The sequence below is a fragment of the Aerococcus sp. UMB1112A genome (assembly GCF_030230715.1).
Classification (GTDB): domain Bacteria; phylum Bacillota; class Bacilli; order Lactobacillales; family Aerococcaceae; genus Aerococcus.
On the sequence record NZ_JASPDS010000011.1, the window covers coordinates 25180 to 40292 of the forward strand.

11 protein-coding genes are annotated in these 15113 nt (G+C 45.8%); all 11 read right to left on the minus strand.

The features are described 5' to 3' along the window. Positions 1–17 precede the first annotated feature (17 nt). Positions 18–431, minus strand: a complete 414-nt coding sequence (gene rpsL, locus QP860_RS07200) for a 30S ribosomal protein S12 (RefSeq protein WP_067973086.1) — start codon at positions 429–431, stop codon at positions 18–20. A gap of 452 nt (positions 432–883) precedes the next feature. After that, positions 884–3583, minus strand: coding sequence for a GW dipeptide domain-containing protein (locus QP860_RS07205; RefSeq protein ID WP_284912433.1), 2700 nt, complete (start codon positions 3581–3583; stop codon positions 884–886). Positions 3584–4056: 473 nt separating this feature from the next. Further along, positions 4057–4752, minus strand: coding sequence for an ABC transporter permease (locus tag QP860_RS07210; RefSeq protein WP_284912434.1), 696 nt, complete (start codon positions 4750–4752; stop codon positions 4057–4059). After that, a complete protein-coding gene (locus QP860_RS07215; RefSeq protein ID WP_070618518.1) occupies positions 4745–5593 on the minus strand; it encodes an ABC transporter ATP-binding protein in 849 nt (282 codons plus the stop codon). The genes QP860_RS07210 and QP860_RS07215 overlap by 8 nt, the downstream gene beginning before the upstream one ends. Positions 5594–5839: 246 nt before the next feature. After that, positions 5840–6571 (minus strand): LytR/AlgR family response regulator transcription factor, encoded by a 732-nt coding sequence (locus QP860_RS07220; protein ID WP_284912435.1) that lies wholly within the window; start codon positions 6569–6571, stop codon positions 5840–5842. Further along, a complete protein-coding gene (locus QP860_RS07225; RefSeq protein WP_284912436.1) occupies positions 6564–7373 on the minus strand; it encodes a sensor histidine kinase in 810 nt (269 codons plus the stop codon). The genes QP860_RS07220 and QP860_RS07225 overlap by 8 nt, the downstream gene beginning before the upstream one ends. 644 nt (positions 7374–8017) lie before the next feature. Then, on the minus strand, positions 8018–9526 hold the full coding sequence (gene lysS, locus QP860_RS07230) for a lysine--tRNA ligase (protein ID WP_070618595.1): 1509 nt from the start codon (positions 9524–9526) through the stop codon (positions 8018–8020). An 88-nt stretch (positions 9527–9614) separates the two neighbouring features. After that, positions 9615–10610 (minus strand): tRNA dihydrouridine synthase DusB, encoded by a 996-nt coding sequence (gene dusB, locus QP860_RS07235; RefSeq protein WP_284912437.1) that lies wholly within the window; start codon positions 10608–10610, stop codon positions 9615–9617. A gap of 75 nt (positions 10611–10685) precedes the next feature. Next, positions 10686–11582: a pyridoxal-phosphate dependent enzyme gene (locus QP860_RS07240; RefSeq protein ID WP_284912438.1), complete on the minus strand. Its 897-nt coding sequence runs from the start codon at positions 11580–11582 to the stop codon at positions 10686–10688. A 14-nt stretch (positions 11583–11596) separates the two neighbouring features. Continuing rightward, complete coding sequence (hslO, locus tag QP860_RS07245; protein ID WP_070618502.1) at positions 11597–12478, minus strand: Hsp33 family molecular chaperone HslO; 882 nt, start codon at positions 12476–12478, stop codon at positions 11597–11599. Positions 12479–12929: 451 nt separating this feature from the next. Continuing rightward, positions 12930–15071 (minus strand): ATP-dependent zinc metalloprotease FtsH, encoded by a 2142-nt coding sequence (gene ftsH, locus QP860_RS07250; RefSeq protein WP_284912439.1) that lies wholly within the window; start codon positions 15069–15071, stop codon positions 12930–12932. Positions 15072–15113: the final 42 nt, after the last annotated feature.

The window sequence follows — 15113 nt, forward strand, 5'->3', positions numbered from 1 at the left end:
CCTCCTTTCGCCTTTTCTTATTCCTTAGGTTTCTTCGTACCGTATTTAGAACGGCTTTGGCGACGACCATCAACACCAGCAGTGTCGAGTGCGCCACGAACGATGTGGTAACGAACCCCTGGTAAGTCTTTTACCCGGCCCCCACGGATTAGCACAACACTGTGTTCTTGTAGGTTGTGGCCGATACCTGGGATGTAGGCAGTTACTTCGATAAGGTTAGAAAGACGAACACGCGCATACTTACGTAAAGCGGAGTTAGGTTTCTTAGGTGTCATTGTCCCAACACGGGTACAAACCCCACGTTTTTGTGGAGAGTTGTTATGAGTTGGTTTCTTCTTCATTGAGTTATAACCACGTCCTAAAGCAGGAGATTTTGATTTTTCTGTGCTTGATTTACGTGGTTTACGTACTAGCTGATTAATAGTAGGCATTTACTACTGCTCCTCCTTCCCCAATAATTGGGAGATTCTTTTTAAGTCCACACACCCTGGTGTGTCATTTTACTGTAAAAAAGAAATAACCGATCTATGATCGATTAACTTTCCTACTTCTGTGCATTAATGTATGGCAGTCAGCACGACTGTATCACTAATAACAGGAATCTGTATACAAAAAGCACCTTTGATAGAATACCACGTTGCCATTTCATTGTCAAACTTTTTCGCAAATTTTTCTTCTGAACTGAGGGGAGTTTCCATAATGATTGAAAAAAGAGACCGGAAACCATGTCCCAGTCTCTCTATTCAAATCAAAAATTTCTTGCCATCTCTTCCAATAGCCCGACCTAATAGTTATTCCAGTGGTCCAGGCCTAACGACTTTTGTCGCACTCTATTAAAACCTGCTCCAAAAGCCAGGCCTCCCGACTTTTGTCGCACTCTATCTTAATAAAGATTCTTAAAGTAGGTGTCTACAGCGCTACCGATGGCTTTGACCATCTTTTGTTGGTAGGAAGGTGTAGCGACTTTTTGGAGTTCATTATAGTTATCGATGAAGCCTAGTTCGATTAAGATGGCTGGCACCATGGTTTCACGAACAACAGCAAAGGTGTTTCGTTTTACTCCACGGTTGATGGCCCCTGTGGCATTGATCAAGTTGTCTTGAACCAAACCAGCAATGTAGCGGCTGTTGGTTAGGCGTTGGGCATCATTGTGGTAGTTGCCATTAATGGTGGATGGGTAACCTGTTGTGTACTCATAATAGAAGGTTTCAATCCCACTTTGAGCCCCATTAGCTGACGCATTGTGGTGGATGGACAGGAAGAGGTCGGCATTGGATTGGTTAGCATCGGCTGAACGGCCAGTCAATGAGACGAATTGGTCCCCGTTCCGGCTCAAAATCAATTCATAGCCGCGTTGGCGGAGGTCAGTTGCTAATTGGTTGGTGAAGTTGAGGTTCAGGTTCTTCTCTAAGTAACCATAAGCAGCTGCTCCTGTTTCGGCACCACCGTGTCCGGCATCCAGGTAGATAACCTTGCGCCCATCACGTGAGCGGGCGAGGTCCATTGGCTTAGCCACAGCTTCTGGAATCCAAATGCGCTGGCCTGAGTAGAGGTTACTTGGCGAAACATGCTTGTTATAGTTTTGAAGGGTTGCCACACTAATGCCGAAGTCACGAGCAATCGAATTCAAGGTATCCCCGTGTTGGACCGCATAGGCCACATCACGCACTTTAACGCCCTTGGATGTGCTTGGCTTTTGCTTGGTTTGAGGGGCTTGACGGGTCAAGGCTGCTGCATCAATCCAGCCTTTGGTCCCATCGTTGAAGCGAACATGGGCCCAGTCGGCACGGTTGGTAGAAACTTCCTTGTCTACTTGAACAGATTGGCCTTGGTAAGCCTTAGTCTGTTGACGGCTCTTAATGGTTTGGTAACCTGGGATTCCCCATGGCTTCGAGTCCACGGTATGGTTGCCGTTCTTAATATAGGCAGTGTAGTTAACATCCTTCATCGGACTGGTGTAGGCATCTTCTTTACCGATAACGAGGCCTGCTCGGTCGAACCAGCCGCTGGTCCCATCCGCTAAAGTAATGTAGGCCCAGTTGGCACGGTTGGTGGAAACTTCCTTAGTGACCTTAACATACTCGCCTTGGTGGCCTTTCATTTGTTGGCGACTCCTTAAAGTCTTGAAGCCATCAATCCCCCATGGTTTCGAATCGAGGGTATGGTTACCTTGGACGATGGTTGCCGTAAAGTTGACCTGTCTTTCAGCTGTGGTATAGCGGTCGCCTTTTTGCTTAGGCTCTGGGTTAGCCCCTGACTGGATACCAGCCTTGTCGAACCAACCGGCTAAACCATCTGCGAAGTTCACATAGACCCAGTCAGCCCGTGTAGTTGAGACTTCCTTAGTGACCTTCACATCTTGACCTTGGTAAGCCTTCATCTGACCACGGCTGCGTAAGGTTTCATAACCAGGAGCGCCCCATGGTTTGGAGTCTAATGTGTGGTTGCCGTTCTTAATATGGGCAGTGTAGTTGACTTCCTTGACTGGACTAGTATAAGCATCGCCAGAGAAAGTGATCCCCTTGCGGTCAATCCAACCGGAAACGGATCCGTCGACCGCTTCAATATGGAGCCAGTCCCCGCGTGTCGTTGAGACAGCTTGGTTAACTTTAACCGCTTTGTTGCGGTAGTTCGGGTATTGTTGGCGGCTTACCAGAGTCTGGTAACCATAAATCCCCCATGGCTTGGAGTCAATGGTGTGGCTCTTACCTGTGATCCGGCCGTAAGCCTTAAGCGATTCGGGTTCCGTTAGGTACTTGCCCCCAGGTAATTTCTTAGATAGGGCATTGCGGTCCACCCAACCGGCTAGGCTATCCTGGAAGGTCACATAGGCCCAGTTTGCCCGTTCAGTTGAAACGAGTTTGCTGACCGTTACGACCTCACCTTGGCGGTCATTCAAGTTGGTCTTCAAGGTCTTAAAGCCCGCAGTTCCCCAAGGTAGGCTGTCCAGGGTATGGTTGCCGCTAGCCAGGGTCATGGTTTCATTCACTTCCTTAACAGAGCTGGTGTAACGCTCACCCTTGCGGAGGGCACGGCGGTCAGTCCAACCTTCCTGGCCATCAGCAAAGGAAACCCGGATCCAATCTGCCCGTTTGGTCGCTGCTTCAGCATCTACCTTAGCGGCTTGGCCATCATAGGATTTGAGATTATTTAAGATGGTTTCGAAGCCTTGGACGCCCCAGGGTTTAGTATCTAAAGTATGCTGGGTACGAACGATAGTCCCATCATAAGATACCTTGTGGGGTTCAGTCGTATAGGCATCTCCCTTGTTTGCTTCTTTCTTAGGCTGGCTTTCTTCAGTCTTAGTGCTTTCAGAAGCTTGGCCGGGTTCCTCATAAACAACTTTAGGGCCTTGGTCCGTCTTCCCCGCTTGGTAGGTTGCCTTGACTTGGTCTTGGGCAGGTGCTTCTACTTCAGGTGTTTCTTCACTTACTTGAGTATTGTCTTCTACAGGCGCCTTTACTTCTAAGGCATTGCTTTCCTCTTCAGCCGGCACTTCTTCCGCCTGAACATTTTGAGCTGTCACAATAAAGCTGGCTAAGGCCAGGTGTGACGCTAAAAATAAATAGGATCTTTTCTTCATACTTTAACTCTCCTAATTCTTATTAATATTCTTGCGTACACTTATTATATCGAATTCGAAAGAAGATTAGGGCTATTAAAGTATTTGTTAACAAATTGTAATCTTTTCTTGACAATGTCATTAAACTTGACCACGCAAAAAAGCAGAATTGCTCTTGTGCTGCTGATTGTTATGATTGAATTAATATTCTATGTTACAATAAGAAAAGAATCTTGTATAGAAAATTGGAATCGAACGCCATTTCTATACGAGATTCTTTTTATTTTAGTAATTATATCTAATTTAATAGAAGAGCAGCGCCTCCAAAGCCAACAACAAAACCTGCTGCAAATGCTACAGCCATGCTATTCCCTCCTTTCTAAATAAAAGATCAACCATTACGAAGCAACAACATAAGTGGCTACTCCAACTGCTACTCCAACAACAAAGGCTCCAACCATGCTCCTCACCTCCTTTCAATGCTGGGATAAATATTAAGCTTTCTTACGGTAAAAGAGAATATTGGCAATAAAGAGGCTGATGATCCAAATGACTAAGCCAATGGAACTACTATCAGCTATTTGGACTTGCTTTTGTTCGGACAAGAGCTGGGTTAAGGCAGCCATGAAGGAATATTCATTGATAGATTGTAAAGTTTCATTCATTTGGGAGAACATAGGAACGAGAGTAATCAGGACCATGGCCAAGATACTATTGATCTGCCCTTGAGACTGAGTGGATGAAAGCCAGGCAATCAAGAAATAGAATAGGATACAGGCTAGGGCAGTGAGGGCGCTGATGACGAAGTAGTTAAGCGACATCTCTCTTAAATTGCAACCGTCAATTAAGACGGGATATAAGATAATCGCTAAGAGACTAATTACACTAGGATAAAAGATAGTAGCTAATATATATTCACTACTCTTAACACCAATTAAGCGTAAGGAACGCAAACTGTTTTTCTCTTTTTCTTCCCCGATTGCGCTAGTAATCAGAGTTCCGATCGAGAGGCCAAAAGTAAAGGTCAAGCTAATAAAGAGGATTTCACTACCATTTTCTCCATTATTATTTAACATCCCGTTATAAAGCAGAGAAAAGCCGAGGGGCATTAAGAGGAGAACTAGGGTATTGGGTGTTTTCAGAATAAGTTTTGATCTGAGTTTAATCAGAGATGTAATGGTATTAGTCATATAAAGATTCTCCTGTTACTTGAATAAAGATGTCTTCTAGCGTTGGTTCACATGAATGGACGGCGACAACGCCTTGCTTGGTCAAATCAGGGTCATAGTCGTCGAAGGCTAATTGTTGACTGCTTTTATCGGCATAAGTTAAACGAACTTGGCGGTCTGTGGTGTGGGCCAGAATAATATCTTCAGGGGCACCTTCTTCAACAATCTGCCCCTTGTTTAATAAAACTAAGTTGTCGCATAACTTTTCCGCTTCGTCCATGTCATGGGTGGTAAAGAAGATGCTGGTTCCTTGGTCTTTTAAGCGAGCGAGCAAGCGGTGGACTTTCCTTGAAGTACTAGGGTCTAAGCCACTGGTGGGTTCATCAAGAAAGAGCAAGTCAGGTTTGTTTAGGATGGCGCGGATGAGTAGCATCCTCTTTTTCATACCTGTTGATAATTTCTCAGCCGGCTTATCACGGTCTTCATAGAGGTCCAGTTCTTTTAATAAGGCGTCAACATAGTCGTAATCAGCCTTTAAGATATCCGCATAAGTCCTAAGGTTATCCAATAAGGAAAGCTTTTCATAGTAGCCGCTGGTGTCACTCATAATGCCTATATTCTTGAAATCATTTGAATTTAACTGGCCGACAGTCTTGCCTAGGATATAGATATCCCCCTGGTCTGGCGCAAGTTGCTTGGTGAGGATATTGATGGTTGTCGTCTTGCCTGACCCGGAAGGCCCTAGGAAACCTAAGATTTCGCCTTTCTTGATAGAAAAACTAATCTGGTCAAGAGCCACCGTATCCTTAAAGCGTTTGGATAGGTTTTTAACACTTATAATATTGTCTTGTTTTGATGTCATAACTGTCCCTTCTAGAATAATTTCCTTACTTTACCTCTATATCAATAGATTGAACCTTTTACATATATTATAAAGTGAAATATTTCATAATGATTTTATTGGCGTAGATGTTTAGATATACGTAAAAACTGTAAAAATCTATTAACGCAAGTAGTATTTATTAAAACAAAAACTATTCAAATAACGACCAATACTTCGTTAATCGAATAGCTCATGAAAATATTTCATTTAAATAGTCAGACTTTGCTAATTTATAGCATCCAGCACCTGTTTCATACGCCTAAACGACATCTCACATATTGACCCATTTGACAATTTTAGAAGTCGCTTTGATTTACTGATCTCTGATATATGGCTTCTATTAACTATAAAGGACTCATGACACCTTATAAAATCAGGATCAGCCTTTTCAACTTCCTTCATAGACATTCTAAATTCAATTTGCCCTTTATTATGGGTCATAATGACACGGTGAGTATCAGACGTTTGAAAATAAATAATATCATTGACGTTAAATATACGGACACTATCTTCACAGCGAACGGTAAAGACGCGATAATTATTAGGATTAGTTAGATACCGCTTATTAACTAAATCAAGTATTTGCCTAATTTGACCAGCACAAGAATCTGGGCCATCCTTTATGATATAGCCAAGCGCTTCCACAGCATGTTTAAAGGTAGTTAAGACTAATTCATCATGACTTGTTACAAAAACAATGGGACTAAGCACATCAAATGAACGTATACTTGCAGCAAGTTGGATACCCCCTATCGTATCATTGCCCAGATCAATATCTAAGAAATAGAGATTATTTCCTCTTGATTGTCTTTTGACATGGTTTAGTAAGCTAACCGGGTCATCCGTAGCAAGTTCGACCTTCATATCCAAAGCATTGATCATTACATAATCCTCAATGCAAGTCGTAATATTTTCTAGCTCCTGTTTATTATCTTCACAGATATAGATACTAATCATCGCTGGGCTCCTTTCTTATGATCAGATGTTGGACAAAATGATAATCGTTTATTTCAGTCTGTAAATTGACATTCGCATATTGCTGAACAATTTTTTCAATATTAAATAAGCCAAAGCCTTGGTGTTTATCCTTTGTGGAGAAACCTTTTTCTTTTAATTGCGAGAGGTGAGGAATGGTCTTTTGGCAAGGATTTTTAACAATCACATGGAGCGAAGAATCTAGCTCGAAGATAACGATTGTTAATATGCCATCCTCTAGTCTTTCTAATTCTTCAATAGCGTTATCTAATAAATTACCTAATAATCGAATAAAATCAATCGTTTCCATATGTAATTGCGAAATTTCTGCTTTTATCTCCAGATTAAAAGAGATCCTCCTCTCATGAAGGCGAACTAATTTATTCACCAAAAGTCCCTTTATTGCGGGAACTTTAAGATATCTAAGCGGAGTCAAATCAGAGTCATATGGTAAATGAGGGGTCGATACCGTTCTTAATTCATTAAAGAAGAATTCTTTGAGCTCTTGAGAGTTATCACCATGAATATACCCCTCTAAAGAAGCCAAAATATTTGCATAATCATGCTTAAAAGAATTCAAATTTGTATAGTCTTGTTCTAGCTGGAGAGTATATTTTTTTAAGTGATCGATCTCCTTTTCTTTTTGATTTAATTCATGGTTATTTTGTCCACAATTTGAATAAACAAATAGAAAGGAAATGCTTATTAATCCGTAAATCATTAACAAGAGTAAATGGGATTGACTCAAGAAAGAAGAATTGTCTAAAGATACTCCCATAAGCATAGAACTATAACCCGTAATTAAGATAAAAATTCCTAAATAGAGTACTATTTTTTTTTGCTTTCTTTTCTTAATTCGAATAAGAAGGCAGTGAAAAAGGCCAATTAAGATTAGATAGACTATTGAAAAAACAATTAGATGATTTTGTATTGTTTGACTAAGGTAGGGGTCCTTAATGAAATACAAGTTAGTCATGTATTCACTTAGGCCAAGAAGTATAAAGGCATATGTGACCGAAAAAATACTTTTTGGCCAACTATCTCCAGCTAAATAGCCAACAGTCGCCCAAATAAACATTAGGATAAACACGGTGTATATGGAGCCGATATGATATAAAAAAATTGCTGCAATAATAACTGCGAGACCATAAATTGATCGTTGGACACTTAGTTTATTTTGACTAATGACCAAAATAGCAAAGAAGGTAACTAGTTGTTGGCATAATATAAAGATATAATAACCTCCTTACTCTATTATAGTCATATTATATATAATGCATTTTAATTTGTCTATGATAAGTTTTTCATTCACTTTTCTTTTGAAAAACAGTGAAACAGCTTTGAAAGAGCTGCTCTCCACACACCATCTTCCCAAGCAAAAAAGACCAGCCACGCAAAAGGCGTGCTGGTCTTTTTCTTTACTATCAATTATTTATTCCGCATGGTTGGGAAGAGCAAGACGTCGCGGATGGATGAGGCATTGGTCATGATCATTACCATCCGGTCGATCCCGATACCCAGTCCCCCTGTTGGTGGCATCCCGCTTTCTAGAGCTTCGATAAAGTCTTCATCATAAGGATGGGCTTCATCGTTGCCCGCTTCCTTCTCAGCCGCTTGGGCAGCGAAGCGTTCGCGCTGGTCGATTGGATCGGTTAACTCAGTAAAGGCATTCCCAGCTTCTGCTCCTGCGATGAAGGCTTCGAAGCGGTCGGTGAAGCGCGGATCCTCTTCATTGGTCCGAGCCAATGGGGAGATAGCCTTCGGATGGCCGTAGACAAAGGTTGGTTGGATCAAGCTATCTTCAACAAAGTGTTCGAAGAATTCATTGATGACGTGGCCCACCGTGTGATTATCTTCCACGGGAACCCCATGCTCTTTGGCCAGGTCGCGGGCTTCTTGGTCGGACATTTCTTGCCAGAAGTCCACCCCGCAAGCTTCCTTAATAGCATCTACCATGTGGATGCGGGCCCATTTGCCGCCGAATTCTAGTTCGTGGTCGCCATAAGTTACCTTGGTGGTCCCCAGAACTTCTTGAGCTACGTGTTGGTAGAGACCTTCAACTAAGTCCATCACGCCAGCCATGTCGCTGAAGGCGGTATAGACTTCCAAGAGGGTAAATTCTGGGTTGTGGGTGTGGTCGATCCCTTCATTTCGGAAGACCCGGCCCACTTCATAGACCTTCTCAAAGCCCCCTACGACCAAGCGTTTGAGGTGAAGTTCTAGCGCAATACGGAGGTAGAGGTCAATATCTAAGGCATTGTGGTGAGTGATGAAAGGACGTGCACTCGCTCCCCCGGCTAAGTTATGGAGGGTTGGTGTTTCTACTTCCAGGTAGCCTTGGTCATCTAGGAAGCGGCGAACTTCACGCACAATCTTAGACCGTTTGACAAAGCGGTCCATGCTTTCAGAATTGGTAATTAAATCCAGGTGGCGTTGACGGTAGATCTGTTCCTTGTCTTGTAAGCCATGGTACTTGTCCGGTAGGGGACGGAGGGCCTTGGTCAGGTGGATCAATTCCTTGGCTTGGACGGATAATTCCCCAGTATTGGTCCGCATCAATTTTCCGCGGATGCCTAGGATATCCCCCAGGTCAGATTTCTTCCAAATCGTATTGTAGGCTTCTTCACCAATTTCGTCTTTACGGACATAGATTTGGATTTGGCCGCTCATGTCTTGGACATGGCCGAAGCCAACTTTCCCTTTACCGCGCTTGGTCATCAAACGCCCGGCAATGGCCACATCTAAATCTTTCTCAGCAAGTTCTTCCTTGTCGAAGCTCTCATAGCCGTCGTGCAATTCACCCGCTGTGTTTTCCCGTTGATAGCCTGAAGCAAAGGGGTTAATCCCATGCTCTCTTAATTCATCAACTTTATCACGGCGAACCTGCAATTGATCAGTGCTTGATTCTGCTGTTTGGTTGACATTTTCCTTGGTCAAACTTCTCACTCCCATACTTTTATCGCTAATTCTATTATCTCCTACTATCTTGCCAATTTCTAGTCGAAATTGCAAGGTCTATTTGGACCTAACGCCCTTCTTTTGCTTCGCGTTCTAAGACTTGTTCTTGGAACTGGCTGAGCAGACCCACAACTTCATCGTAAGTATCCGCTTGGGTACAGGCCAGTTTCACCTTGGAGGCCCGGGAAATCCCTTTGAGATAGTAGCTCACCAGACCACGGAATTCTTTGACACCGATGACTTCTCCCTTGAGGTCAACTAGGCGTCGCAAGTGGTCCAGGGCTTCATCGATCCGTTCAGATCCCTTCTTCTCTGGCAGGAGTTCGCCGGTCTCTAGGTAGTGGACCATGCGTTGGATGATGAAAGGATCGCCCAGGCAGGCCCGACCGACCATGACGCCATCGACGCCATAATTATCTAGGGCCGCCTTGGCTTCTTCAGGGGTCCGGATATCGCCATTGCCGTAGAAGGGTACGGTCAATTCCTGGGCCACTTCAGCAATGATATCCCAGTCAGCATGGCCGCGGTACATCTGCTCGCGGGTCCGTCCGTGCATGGCAATCATAGAGACGCCTGCTTCCTGGGCGGCTCGGGCATTCTCCTTGGCTAGGATATGGTCAGCGTCCCAGCCCGTCCGCATCTTGACTGAAACAGGCAGGTCCACTGCATCCACGACTACTTTAACCCGGCCATGGACTTCTTCTGGATCCAAGAGGCAGCGGGCGCCTGCATCGGTCTTCACAACCTTATTGACGGGGCAACCCATGTTGATGTCGATGATCGCTGCCTTGGTATTATCTTGGACGAAGCGGGCGCCCTCAGCCAGAGACTCTTCAGCCCCACCGAAGATCTGAACAGAGAGCGGCCATTCGCTCTCTTTAATATGGAGCATGGACAGGGTCTTCTTATTGCGGTAGTGGATCCCTTGGTCGGAGATCATCTCGCAGACTACCAGCCCCGCGCCCATCTCCTTGACCATTACCCGGAAAGCCGCATTGGAGATGCCAGCCATGGGAGCAACGGCGATAGGATTGGCAATATCAATATTTCCTATTTTTATCATTCAGTCACCTTTTTCCTTGATTCGTTCTTTCGTACAAAGAAGCCGGGATGCCCCAGCTTCTACTTGTTTTTATTTTTATAGGGCGTCATAGCTAGCAGTCACGCTAACCACCACTTGCCGGTCCTGGCCTAAACGCTCAGCCAGGGCGATTGCTCCGGCAACGGCGGCCCCACTCCCAGAGTCTACGATCAGACCCTCGTTAATGGCTAAAGCACGCTGGCAATGTAAAGCCTTCGTCTCATCCACTACAATAGCCTGGTCGAAGCAAGCCCGGTCCAGGCTGGTTGGGATGAAACCGTAGCCGATGCCTGATAAGTGGTGGTGTCCGGCACTTTCTCCTGAAAGGACAGCAGCTTGGGCGGGCTCCACGGCGTAGATGCCGACCTCTTCCTTCTGTTCACGGAGAGCCTGGGCGACTCCAGTCAGGGTGCCACCTGTTCCAACTCCCGCCACAAAGGCATCCGGCACCCGGCCCAGGGATTCAATAATCTCAGGGCCTGTCGTTACTGCATGGATGCTTGGATTTGCTAGGTCAGAGAAGGGATCTAGGAAGGGCAGGTCATGGGCCAGGGCATAGGTCCTAGCTGCCTCGATCTGTTCCGTAAAAGTCAGCTGGTCATCCAGCATTTCTAAGTGGGCACCTACGTCTTGGATTTTTTCCGTCACTGCTGGCTGCCAAGCCTGGCTGCGAAAGATGACCGCATCGAAGCCCCGGATGGCAGCTAGGCTAGCCAGGCTGAGGCCGAAATAACCGTCGTCGATCCCTACAAAGGCTCGCTTCTCAGCAAAGGCGCCTTCTGCCTCCTTAACCTCCAGCATGTTTAAGGCTGCCCGGTCGCGCCCACTACCTGTCAAATTACGGTTTTCGAGTTTGACATAGACATCCGCTGCACGGTAGGGAGTTGACCGTTGCAATTTCACCAGGGGAGTCCCTGTAATCAGTTGACTTAAATCGCTCTCTACAGCTGGCATGCTTTCCTCCACTTCTAGGCACTTGCCTGTGCCGCAATCTCTCTCAATTCCTCTGCTGTAAATTGATAGGTCTTATTGCAGAAATGGCAGACAGTTTCTGCCCCGCCATCTTCTTCAATAATCGTTTCTAATTCTTGGCTTCCGATAGCAGCTAGGCCTTGTGCGAAACGTTCCTTGGAACAGTCACACTTAAAGCTGACTTCTTCCTGACTCAAGATCTTGACCTGGTCTTGACCTAGCAAGCGATAAATCATCTCTTCTGGCGTCAAGCCCTGGCTGAGCAAGTCTGTCACTTGGGGCATGTCAGCGATACTTGCCTCAAGCTGATCGATAACTTCTTCGGAGCAACCTGGCAAGACTTGGATCACCCAACCACCCGCACAAGCAATCGACTCATCTGGGTTCACAAGAACGCCCAGTCCAACAGCAGAAGGCACCTGTTCAGAAACGGTTAAATAATAGGTGAAGTCTTCTGCAATCTCACCTGATACCAGGGGCACTTGACCCTGGAAGGGCTCCTTCAAACCGAGGTCCTTGATAACTGAGAAAGTCCCTTCTGTTCCAACGGCCCCGCGGACATCAATCTTGCCTTGGGCATTGGAATCCAGGCTGACATGGGGCTGGTCAATATAACCCTTAACATGGCCTTGGCCATCTGCAGACACAACAATCTTACCCGCTGGTCCATTCCCAGCGATTTGTACCGTCATCTTGGCATCGTCTTTAATATCCGCAGCTAGGAGAAGGGTTCCTGCAAGGGTTCGTCCCAGAGCTGCACTAGAAGCGCTCCAAGAATCGTGTTTTTCTTGAGCGCTAGCAACCACCTGACTAGCATCTACTGCACGTACACGGATCTGCCCGTCGAAGGCTGTGGCTTTAACTAATTGATCTGTCACTTCTTCACGTCCTTTTTTATCTTTTCTTACAGATTACGTTGTTTTCTTGGCCTTGCCAAATAATTTGCTTCAAAAACTATCCCAAGCCCCTATCCTCGGCTGAGTTTTGTGATTAAACATTCTCTACTTATTAATGTTGAAGACTAGTTATTAATTAAAGAATTAATCATATATCAGCTTGTTTTGAGCAGGAGTGGAGCGTTGAAGTTGGTCCTTAGTCACGACTAAGCAAGCGATGTGAATTAGGGATAGTAGGCGCTAGCCGTACTAGCCCTTTGAAGCTCGCTAGGTGAGGGACCTTGGCCCGAACCGGTGCCGTGACTTTTTAAGGACCAAATTCAAAAGCGGAACGAATGCTCCCTAATACTATTCAAATATATAAGTAAATTAAAAAGCAGAAAAGCAGGGTGCCGAAGCGCTCCCTGCTTAATCTTCAAGCCAGTGATGAGCCTTAGTCCTCATCCTTTTCGTCCTGCCGGCGTTGAGCAATTTCTTCTTGTATATGTTCATTTCGCCGACCAGGTTCTTGGTCTTCTGAATCAGATTCAGAAGCGTCTAGACCTTGGCGTTCTTCTAACTGTTCTTTAGATTCTTCCTGTTTCTTCTGACCCTCACGCTGCATCTTCTCTTTGACTTCATCATAAGTCTTAGGGCGGGCTTCTTCTTCGACTTCTGTTACAGTTTCAGCCGGCATTTCACCCGTTTCAAAGAGACTCTTGATGGTGCGGGCATCCAAGGTTTCAAGTTCCAAGAGTTTTTCAGCGATAATCGTCACTTGTTCACGGTGGTCGCTGAGAATTTGTTTAGCCTCAGTCAAGCAGTCTTCCATCAATTGGAGGAGCTCTTGGTCAATCTTGGCTGCCGTTTGAGCAGAGTAGGTCTTCTCGCCATAACTTTGTGCCCCACGCATGCTGTGGTTCCCTTCATAAGAGATAGGGCCCAAGCTTTGGCTCATCCCATATTCGGTGATCATACTGCGTCCTAGTGAGGTGGCTTGTTCAAAGTCGTTGGAAGCCCCAGAGGTTTGGGTATTGAAGAAGACTTCTTCAGCTGCCCGACCCCCGAGTAAACCAACAATCTGTTCGCGCAGATCCTTAGCATTGTACATGTTCTGGTCTTCGCGTGGCAGCATAATAGCATAACCCCCAGCCTTGCCCCGGGGAACGATGGTCACCTTATGGACAATTCGGGCTTCATTGAGGACCAGACCGCAGACGGTGTGGCCCGCTTCGTGGAAGGCCGTCACCCGTCTTTCTTTCTCGTTCACTTGACGGTCTGGCTTAGCTGGCCCAGCAATCACCCGGTCTTGGGCTTCATCCACATCCACCATATCAATGGCTGCCTTGTCCAAGCGGGCTGCTAAGAGTGCCGCTTCATTCAGGACATTCTCAAGTTCTGCCCCGGTAAAGCCTGGCGTTTGACGAGCTAAAACCTTAAGATCCACATCAGGCCCTAACTTCTTATTGCGGGCATGGACCTTGAGGATGGCTTCCCGGCCTTTGACGTCAGGGCGACCAACTAAGATTTGACGGTCAAAACGACCTGGACGCAGCAAGGCTGGGTCGAGGACATCGGAACGGTTGGTTGCCGCAATGACGATCACATTATCTTGCTCAGTAAAACCGTCTAATTCAACCAGCAATTGGTTGAGAGTTTGTTCCCGTTCATCGTGGCCGCCGCCCATACCAGAACCCCGCTTACGCCCGACCGCATCAATTTCATCGATGAAGATAATAGCCGGTGAATTCTTCTTGGCGGTATCGAAGAGGTCGCGGACCCGGCTGGCACCGACCCCAACAAACATCTCAACGAATTCAGACCCTGAAATCGAGTAGAAAGGTACCTGGGCTTCTCCGGCGACTGCCTTAGCCAGCAAGGTCTTCCCAGTTCCTGGAGGGCCTTCGAGGAGGACGCCTTTAGGAATCCGTGCCCCTAATTGGTGGTACTTGCGAGGGTCCTTGAGGAATTCAACCACTTCAACAAGTTCTTGCTTTTCCTCATCGGCTCCAGCTACATCGGCAAAGCGTACCTTAGACTGTTGGGATTGGTCCTTGGCGTTGGACTTGCCCATAGACATAGGGTTACCCCGGCCACCGCCTTGGGCACGCTGGGTCATAAAGTACATAAAGCCAATAAAGATAACTAATGGCAGGGCGCTGAAGAGGAGGTTAACCCAGACCCCGGAGCTATCTTCCTTGAGGGCCTTGAGCGAGGTATCGGTCTCTTCAGCTGTCTGGCTAATCTTAGCTAGGGTGTCATTGTTGGGGAGGACACGCGTGAAGAACTTCTTAGCCTGGCCTGTTTTAGCATTATTAAAAATAGGCAGGTTGTTTTCACTCTGGCTCTCTTGCTTGTCCCGCGAGGCCCGATAGTCCCCAGTTATCTGATAGGCTCCAGCTTGCGGTTGAATGGCGATATTTTGCAGATTTTCATCCGATAATTCCTGCATAAATTCCGTTTGCGTGATTTCTTCGGTTGATCCATCATCTCCACCACCTGCAATATAATTGACCAAGCCAATTAGGGCGAAGAAGATAATAATCCAAAGAAGACCACTTGTCAGAAAACTCTTATTTGGTCCTTTTCTCTGCATGTAGTTTCTCCTATCTGCTTAATTTTGATCTGATAGTTATGC

What these genes read in the sequence shown, in the direction of transcription:
- rpsL (WP_067973086.1), bottom strand. Translation starts at nt 431, where the DNA reads ATGCCTACTATTAATCAGCTAGTACGTAAACCACGTAAATCAAGCACA.
- QP860_RS07205 (WP_284912433.1), bottom strand. Translation starts at nt 3,583, where the DNA reads ATGAAGAAAAGATCCTATTTATTTTTAGCGTCACACCTGGCCTTAGCC.
- QP860_RS07210 (WP_284912434.1), bottom strand. Translation starts at nt 4,752, where the DNA reads ATGACTAATACCATTACATCTCTGATTAAACTCAGATCAAAACTTATT.
- QP860_RS07215 (WP_070618518.1), bottom strand. Translation starts at nt 5,593, where the DNA reads ATGACATCAAAACAAGACAATATTATAAGTGTTAAAAACCTATCCAAA.
- QP860_RS07220 (WP_284912435.1), bottom strand. Translation starts at nt 6,571, where the DNA reads ATGATTAGTATCTATATCTGTGAAGATAATAAACAGGAGCTAGAAAAT.
- QP860_RS07225 (WP_284912436.1), bottom strand. Translation starts at nt 7,373, where the DNA reads ATGCTTATGGGAGTATCTTTAGACAATTCTTCTTTCTTGAGTCAATCC.
- dusB (WP_284912437.1), bottom strand. Translation starts at nt 10,610, where the DNA reads ATGATAAAAATAGGAAATATTGATATTGCCAATCCTATCGCCGTTGCT.
- QP860_RS07240 (WP_284912438.1), bottom strand. Translation starts at nt 11,582, where the DNA reads ATGCCAGCTGTAGAGAGCGATTTAAGTCAACTGATTACAGGGACTCCC.
- ftsH (WP_284912439.1), bottom strand. Translation starts at nt 15,071, where the DNA reads ATGCAGAGAAAAGGACCAAATAAGAGTTTTCTGACAAGTGGTCTTCTT.